At 69.3% G+C, this 13254-nt stretch carries 7 protein-coding genes; 4 read left to right on the forward strand and 3 right to left on the reverse strand.

Annotated features, from left to right (window positions below):
- The first annotated feature begins 230 nt into the window (after nucleotides 1-230).
- The 4 genes from BS73_RS40530 to BS73_RS30240 all read left to right on the forward strand — a co-directional run bounded on the left by BS73_RS40530 (nucleotide 231) and on the right by BS73_RS30240 (nucleotide 9522).
- Entirely contained in the window at nucleotides 231-7391 is a 7161-nt protein-coding gene (locus tag BS73_RS40530; RefSeq protein WP_051941151.1) for an RHS repeat-associated core domain-containing protein, read from the forward strand.
- Nucleotides 7384-7776, forward strand: a complete 393-nt coding sequence (locus BS73_RS30235; protein ID WP_037577627.1) for a hypothetical protein — start codon at nucleotides 7384-7386, stop codon at nucleotides 7774-7776. The genes BS73_RS40530 and BS73_RS30235 overlap by 8 nt, the downstream gene beginning before the upstream one ends.
- Nucleotides 7777-8533: 757 nt before the next feature.
- Complete coding sequence (locus tag BS73_RS41055; protein ID WP_152617924.1) at nucleotides 8534-9112, forward strand: polymorphic toxin-type HINT domain-containing protein; 579 nt, start codon at nucleotides 8534-8536, stop codon at nucleotides 9110-9112.
- Nucleotides 9109-9522, forward strand: coding sequence for a DUF4259 domain-containing protein (locus BS73_RS30240; RefSeq protein ID WP_084704461.1), 414 nt, complete (start codon nucleotides 9109-9111; stop codon nucleotides 9520-9522). The genes BS73_RS41055 and BS73_RS30240 overlap by 4 nt, the downstream gene beginning before the upstream one ends.
- A 933-nt stretch (nucleotides 9523-10455) precedes the next feature.
- On the opposite strand, the gene BS73_RS30245 is transcribed toward BS73_RS30240, so the two are convergent.
- The 3 genes from BS73_RS30245 to BS73_RS40095 all read right to left on the reverse strand — a co-directional run bounded on the left by BS73_RS30245 (nucleotide 10456) and on the right by BS73_RS40095 (nucleotide 13231).
- Nucleotides 10456-11076 carry a helix-turn-helix domain-containing protein gene (locus tag BS73_RS30245; RefSeq protein WP_037577628.1) on the reverse strand — a complete coding sequence of 207 codons (621 nt, stop codon included), beginning with the start codon at nucleotides 11074-11076 and terminating at the stop codon, nucleotides 10456-10458.
- 144 nt (nucleotides 11077-11220) lie between these two features.
- On the reverse strand, nucleotides 11221-12189 hold the full coding sequence (locus BS73_RS30250; RefSeq protein ID WP_084704462.1) for a C40 family peptidase: 969 nt from the start codon (nucleotides 12187-12189) through the stop codon (nucleotides 11221-11223).
- Nucleotides 12190-12199: 10 nt separating this feature from the next.
- Entirely contained in the window at nucleotides 12200-13231 is a 1032-nt protein-coding gene (locus BS73_RS40095) for a replication-relaxation family protein (RefSeq protein WP_084704463.1), read from the reverse strand.
- Nucleotides 13232-13254 lie beyond the last annotated feature (23 nt).

Genomic DNA, 13254 nt, shown 5'->3' on the forward strand with positions numbered 1-13254 from the left:
CACAACAAGCGCAAAGAAGGAACATCCAGGGATGTCCAATTCGTGCACATAGAGCCGCAGTTGGCGGGGCATGGCGTTGATTGCGCCGCGCGGTCACTTCGCGTGGAGTCTTTCATCCAGTTAGTTCCGTTACGTACTGAGCCTTTGCCAGGACTTGACCCAATGGCCATGACAGCCGTGTTGAGAGATTGGTAAGTTCCGGTCGCCTTCATGTCAGGATTCTTTGAGGAATGGTGGGTCTGATGGCGGGCCGGATACGGAAGTCGGTTCACTGCGGCGTCTCGGCGCGCGTGCGCTGGATCGGCGCGCTGACCGCCGTGCTGGCCGTCGTCGTTCCCACCGCCGTCTCCGTCCCCGCGCAGGCCGCCACCCACCACGGCGCTTCCTACGGTGCGGCACCGGCGAAGGAGCGCTCCATACCGGTGAGCGCGGTGAAGCTGGGCAGGGCGCCGCGGCATGTGGTCAAGGACCAGGCTGTGAGCAGTGCAAGCCTGCCGGCCGAAGGCACGGCGAGCGTGTCCCTGCCCCTCGCCCCAGCCGTGGGAGGCGCCGGCAAGACCTCGGCGGTGCGTGCCGGGAAGCTGCCAGTGTGGTTCGCACCAGGCAGGACAAGCCCGCCAAAGCGGTCCAAGAGTGCCGGCTCCTCCCCCTCCAATGCCTCCTCGACCACTGCCGCCGCGATCCGCGTCGCCGTGGCGCCGCAGTCCACCAGCCGCCGTCTGGGCCTGCACGGCGTCGTGGTCTCCGCGCAGCGCACCGACCACGCCGGCGACGCCCGGCGGGCGCAGTTGACTCTCGACTACGGAACCTTCCGCAACGCCTTCGGTGCCGGCTGGGGCTCGCGGCTGCGCCTGATCCAGCTGCCCGCCTGCGCCCTGACCACGCCGCAGAAGGCGGCCTGCCGCACGCAGACGCCCATCGCCTCGACCAACCGCGACCAGGCTCACCAGCTCACCGCATCGCTCTCGTTGGCCCCCGCCGCCTCCGCACCGGCGCAACCCATGGTGCTGGCCGCGCAGGCCACCCCCTCCGGCGACGGCGGGTCCTTCGCCGCCACCTCGCTCACCCCCGACGGCCAGTGGTCGGCCGGGTCCGGATCGGGCGCCTTCACCTGGTCCTACGGCATCGGCCTGCCCCAAGCACCGGGCGGCCTGGAGCCCCAGGTGGGCCTCTCCTACAACTCCCAGGCGGTGGACGGGCGCACCTCGGCCACCTCCCCGCAGGCGTCCTGGGTCGGCGACGGCTGGAGCGACACCTCCAGCTTCATCGAACGCGACTTCATCCCCTGCTCCCAGGACTCCAACTCCACCGACAACACCCCCAAGACGGGCGATCTGTGCTGGTCGGACTCGGCCAACACGCTCACGATGTCGCTCAACGGCTCCTCCACCACCCTCGTCCACGACGACAAGACCGGGGCATGGAAGGCCCAGAACGACACCGGCGAGCAGATCAGCCTCAAGACCGACACGGTCAACGCCGACCACGCCCACCAGTACTGGGTCGTCACCGTCGGCACCACCAGCTACTACTTCGGGCTCAACCAGCTGCCCGGCTACGCCGCCGGCGACGCCACCACCGACTCGGTGTGGACCACCCCGGTCTACGGCAACGACGCCGGGGAGCCCTGCCACGCCTCCACGTTCGCCGCCTCCTCGTGCTCCACCGCCTACCGGTGGAACCTGGACTACGTCGTGGACAGCCACCAGGACGCGATCAGCTACTGGTACAAGAGCGCCACGGGGTACTACGGGCCGGACAACACCACCACCCCCACCGCCTACACCCGCGACGGCTGGCTGGACCACATCGACTACGGGCAGCGCGACGGCCACGTCTACGACACCGCCCAGCCCGCCGCCGCCCAGGTCTCCTTCGATGTGAGCGAGCGCTGCGACCCCTCCGGGGGCTTCGACTGCTCGCAGGCGCTGAGCTCCTCCACCGCCGCGCACTGGCCGGACGTCCCCTACGACCTCAACTGCGCCTCCAGCGGGACCTGTGACATCCACGGCCCCTCGTTCTGGTCCACCAAGGAGCTGACCGGGATCCACACCCAGGTCCTGGTCGGCTCCGCCTACAGCAAGGTCGACAGCTGGGCGCTGGCCTACGACTTCCCCGCGACCGGGGATGCGAGTCCGCCCTCGCTGTGGCTCAGCTCCATCACCCGCACCGGGCAGGACGGGGGCACCGCGTCGCTGCCGCCGATCACCTTCACGCCGCGGATGATGGCCAACCGGGTGCCCTCGCTGGCCGGCTACCAGCCCTACACACGTCCCCGGCTCTACCAGATCACCACCGAGTCCGGCTCGGTGATCGCGGTCAACTACACCGGCTCCACCGCGACCATCCCGGCCTGCGACAACCGGGTCGGCACCTCGGTGGTGCTGCCCTCCAGCCCGGACGCCAACGGCTGGCTGTGCTACCCCGCCTACTGGACGCCGCCGGGCCAGACCGCACCGCAGCTGGACTGGTTCAACAAGTACGTCGTCGACTCCGTCACCCAGCAGGACCCCATCACCCACGGCAAGTCCACCACCACCGCCTACAGCTACATCGGCACCGGTGCCTGGCACTACGACGACAACCCCGCCACCCAGACCAAGTACCGCACCTGGGACCAGTGGCGCGGCTTCGGCGAGGTCGACACCCGCACCGGCCTGTCCCCCGACCCGGTCACCCTGAACAAGGCGATCTTCTTCCGGGGCATGGACGGCGACAAGACCTCCTCCGGCACCCGCAGCGTCACCCTCAACGACCAGGCCGGCGACGACCCGCAAAAGGACGCCGACGCCCTGGCCGGCGCCACCTACGAGACGCTGTCCTACAACGGCGACGGCGGCGCGCTGCTGGCCGACACGGTCAACGACCCCTGGCTCGGCCCCCTCACCGCCTCCCAGGACCGCTCGGCCGTCGGCCTGGACCCGCTGACCGCCCGGATGTCCGGCACCTCACGCACCCGCACCACCACGACCAAGGCCGACGGGACCGCGCGCACCACCGAGACCGACTACACCTACGACGACACCAGCGGCCTGGTCACGAGCGTCAACGACCTGGGCGACACCTCCACCGCCTCCGACGACCAGTGCAGCCGGGTCACCTTCGCCAAAAACGGGTCCGGGCAGCTGCTGGATGTCGTCTCCCGGATCACCGCCGTCTCCGTCGCCTGCGACAAGACCCCCTCCTACCCCAAGGACGCGGTCAGCGACACCCAGATCTACTACGACGGCTCCTCCACCCCCGGCACGATCACCGGGGCCGGGGACGTCACCCGCGTGGACGAGGCCGACTCGGTCGCCGCCGACGGCACCCCGCACTACGTCACCGCCGAGCAGGAGACCTTCGACCAGTACGGCCGCCCGCTCACCAGCACCGACGGCGACAACCGCACCACCACCACCGCCTACACGCCCGCCACCGGCGCCAACCCCACCCAGATCGCCGTCACCGACCCCAAACTCGCCAACCAGAGCACGGGCTTCACCACCTACCAGACCTACGACCCGGCCCGCGCCCTGGTCACCAAGACCCTCGACCCCGCGGGCTACAGCACCACCTCCGCCTACGACCCGCTGGGCCGGCTCACCGCGGTGTGGGACCCCGGGTTCTCCCAGAGCGCCAACCCCGACCAGCCCAACACCAAGTACTCCTACCAGCTCTCGGCCACCGCCCCCTCCACCGTCACCACCCAGACCCTCACCCAGGTCGCCAACGGCACCGCCACCTACCGCACCTCCATCTCCCTCTACGACGCCCTGCTGCGGCAGGTGGAGACGCAGAGCGCGACCGTGGACGGCGGACGCGATGTGACCGACACCGTCTATGACTCCCACGGCTGGGCGGTCAAGAGCGACGACGCCTACTACAACTCCGGCGCCCCCTCCGGCACCCTCGTCCAGGCCCCCGACAACCAGGTCCCCGCCAGCCAGGGCACCGTCTACGACGGCTCGGGCCGGCCCACCGCCCAGATCTCCTACAAGGCCGCCACCGAGACCTGGCGCACCACCACCGCCTACCCCGGCTCTGACGAGACCGTGGTCACCCCGCCCGCCGGCGCCACCAAGACCGCCACCTTCACCGACGCCCGCGGCCACACCAGCAAGCTCCTGCAGTACGACCCCGCGCACCCCGACAGCCCGGACGCCGTCACCTACACCTACGACGCCCGCGGCGACCAGCTCACCCAGTCCGACAGCGCCACCGCCACCCTCCCGCAGCACACCTGGACCAACACCTACGACCTGCTCGGCCGCAAGACCTCCAGCACCGACCCGGACACCGGCACCACCACCCAGACCTTCGACCACGCCGGGCAGCTGCTGACCACCACCGACCAGCGCGGCAAGCAGATCAGCTACACCTACGACGCCATGGGCCGCAAGACCGCGGCCTACGACACCACCAGCACCAGCGCCGAGACCTCCGCCAACGAGCTGGACTCCTGGGCCTACGACACCCTCAAGAAGGGCCTGCCCACCTCCTCCACCAGCTACCAGAACGGCAACGCCTACACCGAGAAGGTCCTCGGCTACGACTCCCACGGCTGGTCCCAGGGCTCCCAGACCGTCATCCCCGCCGCCGAGGGCGCCCTGGCCGGCACCTACTCCACCCAGAACACCTACGACTACACCGGCACCCTCCACTCCTACCTGGACACCGCCGCCGGCTCCCTGCCGCAGGAGACCGTCACCTACACCTACGACGCCTTCGGCAACCCCACCCACGTCGCCTCCGGCACCGGCGGCTGGGACTACCTCGACAAGGTCGACTACAACGAGTTCGAACAGCCCACCCGCCTCACCTACGGGCCCTCGACCGACTTCACCCAGCAGACCCTGAGCTGGGACGAGCAGACCAAGCGCCTGACCGAGTCGCAGACCGTCACCGGCTCGGGCGCCACCACCGCCGACGACACCAGCTACAGCTACGGCGACAAGAACGTCTCCCCGGGCGCCGGCCTGATCACCTCGATCAGCGACAAGCAGGACGGCGGCGCCACCACCGACACCCAGTGCTTCGCCTACGACCACCTGCAGCGCCTCAGCTCGGCCTGGACCGCCACCGACGCCTGCGCGGCCACCCCCAGCCCCGGCTCCTCCAGCACCGTGGGCGGCCCGAGCCCCTACTGGCAGTCCTGGACGTATGACCAGCAGGGCAACCGCCTCACCCAGACCGACCACGACACCAGCGGCGACACCACCAAGGACACCCTGTCCACCTACACCCCGATCGGCGGCAGCGGCGACGCCGCCACCCCCGGCAAGCCCGCCCACGGCCTCGACTCCGTCACCACCGGAACCGCCCTCGCCCCCAGCGCCGACGGCACCACCACCTACACCTACGACGCCGCCGGCAACACCACCAGCCGCACCGACCGGGCCGGCACCGACACCCTCACCTACGACACCCAGGGCCGCCTCGCCTCACTCGCCTCCACCGGCACCAGCTCCACGACCACCTACACCTACGACGCCGACGGCAACCTCCTCCTGCGCCACGACGGCAGCAACACCACCCTCTTCCTGGGCGACGAGGAGATCACCCTCGCCCAGGGCCAGAGCACCCCCAGCGGCGTGCGCTACATCAGCATCGGCGGCTCACCCGTCGCCGTCCACGCCTCCACCGGAGACGTCTCCTACCTCATCCCCAACCAGCAGGGCACCGACCAACTCCAGATCGACGCCACCACCCAGGCCGTCACCCGCCGCTCCTACACCCCCTTCGGCCAGACCCGCACCACCACCTCCGACTGGCTCGGGGACAAGGGCTTCGTCGGCGGCCAACAAGACGACACCACCGGCCTGACCAACCTCGGCGCCCGCGAATACGACCCCACCACCGGCCGCTTCCTCTCCCCCGACCCCCTCATCGACTCCGGCGACCCCCAGCAATGGAACGCCTACACCTACGCCGACAACAGCCCCGTCGCCAAATCCGACCCCACCGGCACCATGGCCTGCCGCTCCCCCGACGAATGCGCCGGCGGCACCCAGATCGGCGACAACTCCCCCTCCCACCAGGGCAAGTCCACCGTCGACCCCTCCTCCGGCTGCAGCGGCTGCGACGGGCGCCCCGACCACGACAGCCCACCCACCAAACCCGCCAACACCGTCTCCTCCGCCACCAGCGCCGACCAGGCCGCGAAAGCCCAAGCCGCAGCCGCCGCCCGGGAAGCCGCCGCCGCCGACGCCCAAGCCGCCGCCGCCAAAGCCCGCGAACAAGGCCTCACCCACCGCATCCTCAGCCTGATCGCCGACCTCGTCGGCATCACCGACGCCGTCAACTGCGTCACCAAGGGCAGCGTCATGGGCTGCATCAACACAGCCCTCAACTTCATCCCCTGGGGCAAGATCTTCAAAGCCGGCAAGATCATCCACGAAGGCGAGGAAGCCTACGACGTCTGGCGCGCCGTGGAGAAAGCCGACGACGCCCTACGCGACGCCGAAGCCCTCTCCCGCGACGCCCACGCCGCCGAAGACGCCGCCAAAGCCGAAGCCGAAGCCGCCGACGCCCAACTCGCCGCAGTCAAGGACCAAGCAGCCAAAGACGAATCAGCCGGCGCCCAGGACGGCACCACCTGCACCCACAGCTTCACCGCCGACACCCGCGTCCTCCTCGCCGACGGCACCACCAAACGCATCAAAGACCTCAAAACCGGCGACAAGGTCCTGGCCACCGACCCCCAGACCAACACCACCCAACCCCAAACCGTCCAACACCACATCATCACCACCACCGACCACGACTTCACCCAACTCACCCTCGCCACCACCAGCAAAGGCCCCCGCGGCCCCACCACCACCCTCACCACCACCTGGCACCACCCCTTCTGGAACGCCACCACCCACCAGTGGACCAACGCCTCCCAACTCACCCCCGGCACCAAACTCCGCCAACCCAACGGCACGACCCTCACCGTCACCCGGGTCCGCAACAACCACGCCCAAGCGACCACCTATGACCTCACCGTCGCCGAACTCCACACGTACTATGTTGTGGCGGGGGATACGCCGGTACTGGTTCATAACTGTGGAACCGGTACGGCTGATTCCCTTGCGGATAGCCTGACGGGCGATACCCACTTCCACTACACCAACGAGGAAGGGTACAACGCGATTATGCGTGGCGATGGAGGAGCGCATATCGCGGCAAACCCGGCTGGTAAGGTCCATGTTACGCAAGAGATCTACTCGCCGGCCGAGGCCGAACAGAATCTATTTATCGGCGCCGCTTCCCATTCTGGCCGAGGGGACTACGTCATCGCATTCAATAGACCGCAAGGCGCGGAGTTCGTTCCGGGTGCCCAGTCAAATGAGTTGATCCATTGGGGCTCCTTGAAGATCTCTTCAGAGGATATCTTGTTTGCAGGAAGGAATCCTTTCGGTGGCTGAGCTGCTAGAGTTCGACGACCTCGCCCAAGTTGAGTCACTACTCAAGGCGTCGATCACCTTCAAATTTGACGGGACCGAAGAAGCTCAGATCTTTGTGATGAGTCCGATCTACGGTGCGGCGCTCGGGCGACTGCGTGATGGCCTCTTCGATGCTATGCGCTCTGGTGGTGAATCCGGGAAGATCGAGCGGGTTAGCGCATGGTATCGACTCAGTCATCACACTCATCGATGGCATTTTGTAGTGCGCTCGGCCAAGGCGCATCCGAAGTGGGGTGTCATGGACGCCGCCGAACGTAGAGAATGGGTCGAAGTGGTGGCTTCGCCGTTCACCGTTGACGACGATGTTTTCGCCGAGATCGAACGGCTGGCCGTTGATGACGTGTAGTCAGGCGTAAGCATTCAGGAGGGTGACGCGTCTGTTGGGAGTTGACGATGTGACAGGTACTACAGCAGCGGATCTTCGTTGTCGCGATCGGATCTGACCGATTCGTCCGACGAAGACTGGCCGTCAGACCCCAAGCGGGCCCGCGAGGCGGTCCACCGACAGGGCCGGCGACCGAACTCGACCGACTCTGTTCATCGGTCCAAGATCTGCGGCTGTAGTACAGGTCTGGTGCGGGTCTGCCACCCTTGCGGATCATGTCTTCTGCCGTCGAGCCCGCCGCGTCGCGTGAGGACCTCCTCGCGCTGATCGGGGTGCTGCGCGAGCAGGTCGCTGGGCTGGCCGAGCACAACGCGATCCTGCTGGAGCGGTGCGAGCGCGCGGAGGCCGATAACACCTCCGCCGTTCCCGAGCCCCGCACCGCGGTAGCCCAGGCCGCCCGCCGCCGCAAGAGGTCAAGGTCGGCGACAAGATCACCGACGCGGTCCCCGGAGCCAAGGGCACCCAGACCCACACCGTCACTAAGGTCATCGTCACGCACACCGACCGCGACTTCGCCCGACTCACCATCACCCCCGTCCCCAAGACCGCCCAGCCGAGCCTGACCCGACGCGTTCTCCGCAAGGCCGCCCTCGGCCTCGCCGCCTCCGCCGCCGGCCTCACCGCCCTCCTCGGCCTCGGCCACCACGCAACCACCCCTGCCGCCCCAACCGCCTACACCCGGCCCGCGACAACCGCCACGCCCCCGGCGGGCACTCTCATCACCACCTTCACCCACCCCTTCTACGACGAGACCCGAAACTCCTTCGTCGAGACAAAGCACCTCCACGCAGGCGACCTCCTCCAAACCCCCACCGGCCCCGCCCGAATCACCCGAATCCACCTCTTCCACGCCCACACCACCACCTACGACCCCACCATCGGTAACCTCCACACGTACTATGTGCTCGCAGGCACCACGCCGGTCTTGGTTCACAATTGCGGTGAAGACACTCCAGGTCTTCTCAGCGATTCACACCAGCCGATTGGTGACCCGAATGCAAAGGGTGGCATCTACGCATTGGTCTCTGAGAGTGGTGAGGTACAGCGGACTGGCATGGCCACAAATTTGGCAGACCGTCTGGCCACTCATGCGCGGACGTATCCGGATCTTAAGGGTGTAGTGCTTTACCGTACGGATGATCGGGCGGCCAGAAGGGGCCTGGAGGAGATGGCGGAGCGATGGTTCACGCCGAAGCTTGCTGGCCAAATGGCCATCAGATTGAGCAATCCACGACGGCCGCAATACCTGCAGGCTGCTAGGGACTTCTTGGAACAGTGGAGCGGGAGGTCGGAATGAGTGCTTCCGGAGTCGGGCCGTTTGAAAACGACGGGGCCGGAGATCTCTGCTATGCCCTGAGGGAGGTAGGTTGCGAAGGTGCGCTTGACGTGCTGAGATCTGCGTTCACAACTGTGGGACAGTTGGCGGCTGGCGAGTACCTTGAGAAGGACTATGCCGAGGAAGCAGTGGCTGCCGCAGCCGTGATTCTGGCGCGAATTCAGGGCGACACTGAAGTCCTTGAATTCAACGGTCTGGATGGCCTGGTCCCGGAGATCGACCGGGATATGCCAGGCATGGCCATCTTGGCGCTGAGGCGGACTCTTGCAACTGACTCGGAAATCTACGAGCTCTGGGTTGACGGCGGACGAGGAGAGGAATGGAGAGCGGGTGTGGAGTCCATCATTTCGAGCCTGGAGAATGAGGCGTAGCTCTTCTCATTCCTCGCGCGCAGGGCTCGCGGACCCGGGATCTCTCCGGGTGTGGTCGGAGGCTGGTCGCCGAGCTGTTCGAGAGCGGGCCGTAGCGCGGGCAGGCATGGCCTCCGATTGAGCATGACGTGCCGAGTCCCTGATCACCGTGGCGGAAGCCGTGCCTGCCCGCGTATCGTCGCCTATCCGCCGGCCTGGGCCGGCTCGCCCCGCGCCCGGCCCATCGAGCCGAGGAACACCCGCGTCTACTCGAGTGCTTCTCAGCGCTGCCCGATCCTCGCCGGGCCAAGGGCCGCCGCCACCCCTAGCCTTGGTCCTCGCGCCGGCCTGCGTGCTTGGTGCTGGCCGGCTCGAAGTCCTCCGCCACGATCGCGGAGTGGGCCGCCGACGCGCCAGTGGGCGTGCTCGCCACCCTCGGCGCCCCGCGAGTTCTGCGGCCTCACCGCTCCGGCCGAGGCCACCACGCGTCACATCTGCAACACGTACGCGAGCGCTGAGGCATCGAGAACAAGATCCACAACGTGCTCGACACCACCTTTGCCGAGGAGGCCTCACGCGTGCGGACCGGAACCGCTCCCGGGCCATGGCGGCCCTGCGCAGCCTGGCGATCGGCGCCCTGCGCCTGGGTGGAAGCAACAACGTCGCCGCATGTCCGCGCAAGACACGGACGAGACGCCGTCCGACCATTCGCCTCACGTGATCAATCTGGACAGATGTCTTGAATGACGCTGCTCTATCTGCCAGGCAGGTCACCGGGGCGTCCTAGCCCCCATGATCTTGGATGGCCGTGCCTGTCCTGCCTCCACTCTGACACCAGCGAACCAGTGCGAATCGGGTGGTTGCCGATCACGCCCACGCCCTGCTCGGAGGACGGTGGTCCAGGCGGCGATGACTCACGGGCTGGATGAGGCACCGCCGCCGTTCGCACGGACGCTACTCGGTCGGGGGCGACAGGCGCAGGGCGTATCGCTTGGGCTTGGCGGAGACGAGATCGATGATGTCGTCGCTCTCGGCGCGGGCGCAGGCGTTGGCGACTGCGCCCGCGGACCGGCTCAGTGCCTTGGCGATGCCCGTGGGGGAGTGCTGTTCGTGCGGGTGGGCGCGGAAGTGGTCGATCACCAGGGTGCGCAGTTCGCCCTGGCCGAGGCGGCCCGGGCGAGGGATGGGCGGCGGCGTCGGCCGGGGAGCCGGGGGTTCGGTTCGGGTGGGGAGCGGTGTCGTGGGGGCTGTGGCTGAGGTCTTGGCCTGCGCGTGGTTGTCGCGGGGGTGGATGGTCGGCTGGGTGGCGGCAGCGGGTGCTGCGGTGACGGGGTGCCAGTGGTCGGCGGTGGCGCGGTTGTCGGTGTCGCGTCCGGTGTTCTCGCGGCGGGTGGTTCCGTGCTTCTCGAGGCTCGCGAGGATCTTGCCGGCGGTGGAGCGGCCGATCCCTGCGGCGGTGGCGAGTTCTGCGGCGGTTGCGCCAGGGTGGGCGGTTAGTGCCCGGCGCAGGGATTCTGCGGCGGGGATGGCGGTGGGGGGCTGGTCGGTGGTGGGGGCTGCTGGGCTCTCGGACATGGTGGGACCCTTCGGGGTGCTGGTGAAGTTGAGGTCCCGGCGCCGGGGTGGCCCGTGCGGTGCGCTCCGTGTTGATCGGGCCGGTCTCCATGCACGCTCTGCTCTGGGGTGTTCGTCAAGTCGGTGACTGGGGTGATGGGTTGCTCATCCAGTGGGGCGGCTGGCGGCAACGGGGGTACCGATCTGTTCTTGGCGGACGACGGCGCCGGTGTGGGGGGCGTCGATCATGGCGCCGTTGCCGATGGCGATGCCGACGTGCTCGATGTGGGTGGGGTCGGGGCCGAAGAAGACGAGGTCTCCGGGGAGGTACGGGGTGTTGGGTGGGAGGCGGCGGCCGTGGTCGTACTGGGCCTGGGCGACGCGGGGGAGGTGGATGCCGGCGAAGGCGTAGGCGGCCTGGACGAGGCCGGAGCAGTCGAAGGCGTGGCCGGGGGCTTCGGCGCCCCATTGGTAGGGGACGCCGAGCTGGCTGCGGGCGTAGGCGACGGCGTCGGCGGCGGCCCGAGTGGGGCCGCCCGTGCCGGCGGCGGGGGCGGCGGTGGCGTAGGTGCGGGCGTAGCCGAGGACGGTGCGGACGTAGGGCCAGGAGTGGTTGTAGGCGTAGATGGCGTGGGGGATGTCGTGGCCGTTGCGGGCGCCGCTGGCGCACAGGAGGTGGGCGGCCGCGTAGGTGGCGTCGGTGGGGTCCCAGGGGGTGGGTGGGGTGGCGCCGCCGGGCGGGACGGGGTGGTCGTAGACGGCGAAGGTGGCGGGGAGGAACTGCATGGGGCCGACGGCTCCGGCGGTGGAGGTCTGGTCGTGGGCGCGGTCGTGGTCGGATTCGACCTTGCCGATGCCGGCCATGACGGTCCAGGGCAGTCCGGGGCAGGTGGCGGCGGCCTGCTGATAGAGCGTCAGCATGCGCGGCGGGATGTCGGCCAGGGCGCTGGGACTGGGGGCGGGGCCGGAGAGGAGGGAGGAGAGGCCGCCGGTGGCGAGCGCGGCCGCGGTGGTGAGGACGGCCGCGGCCGTGGCGGCGGCGAGGAGGAGGAAGGCGCCGCAGCCCGTGGCGGCGGCGCCCGCAGCCCGGGCTTCGGCGGACGGGTACGGAGAGGGGGACGTGGCGGTGGCCATGGGGCGCGGGTCAGGGTTGGCGGAGGAGGCCGGTGGGCCAGGCGGTCTCCGGCGTTGTCGGGGACGGGGCGGGGAGCGGGGAGGGGTCTGCGGTGTGGGGGAAGTCGGGGTCGGGGCGGTGGGTGGCGGGGAAGGCGTCGGGGAGTTGGGGGAGGGTCGTGCGGTGGGCGGGGTGGCCGAGGGGGAGCCAGACGGGCCGGTCGGGGGTGCCGAGGTCGCGGGCGGTGGTTGCGGCGGCGATATGGGCGAGGGCGGGGTGGTGGCCCAGGCGCTGGTGGAGGTGGGCTTCTCGGCGGGCGCTGTGGACGCTGAACAGGACGAGGGGTCGGGCTCCGGTGGCGTGGGCGGCCTCGGCGTAGGCGTCGAGCTTGGCGGCGAGGCGGGCGTGGGGTTCGGTACCGGTGTCGTACTCGAGGAAGAAGGCCGTCTCGCCGCCGGGGTGGGTGAGCCGGGCGTGCGCGTCGGGTTGGACGAGGTCGCCCCAGATGCGGGTGCAGCGCGGTTCGGACCACCAGCGGGTCAGCCGCACTGTCGAGGCGTGGCCGCCGTTGCTGGCGCCGTCGTGGTTGCCGGGGGTCTGGGGGCGGGCGAGGTGGGTGAGGAGGTCGTTGCAGCCGAGGTCGTGGGTGAGGGTGGGCCGGTAGGCGGTGCGGGAGGCGTGTTCGGGGTGCCAGCCGAGGGCGGCGGGGGTGGTGGCGTGGCGCAGGGCGAGGAGTTGGGCGCCGACGTGGCCGAGGACGTAGGTCTCGGGGGCGGAGCCGACGGGGAGGCGGAGGCGGAAGGAGTCGAGGAGTCCGAGGCGGTGGAGGGCGGCCAGGCGGCGGTTGGCGGTGCGGTGGCCGGTGAAGGCCAGGTGGGTGATCTGATGGCTGGTCAGGGCGGTGTGCTCGGCGAGGACGTCGAGGAGCCACAGGTCGCGCGGGGTGAGGCGGGCGGCGAGGGCGGAGAGCGGGGTGCGGCGGCGTCCGCCTCGGGAGCTGGTGCGGGAGGCCGGGGCGTCGGGGGTGGTGGGGCCGCGCCGGATGGTGACGGCGGGGCGGATCGGGGCTGGGGGTGGGGGTGCGG

The organism is Phaeacidiphilus oryzae TH49 (assembly GCF_000744815.1).
Taxonomy (GTDB): Bacteria; Actinomycetota; Actinomycetes; order Streptomycetales; family Streptomycetaceae; genus Phaeacidiphilus; species Phaeacidiphilus oryzae.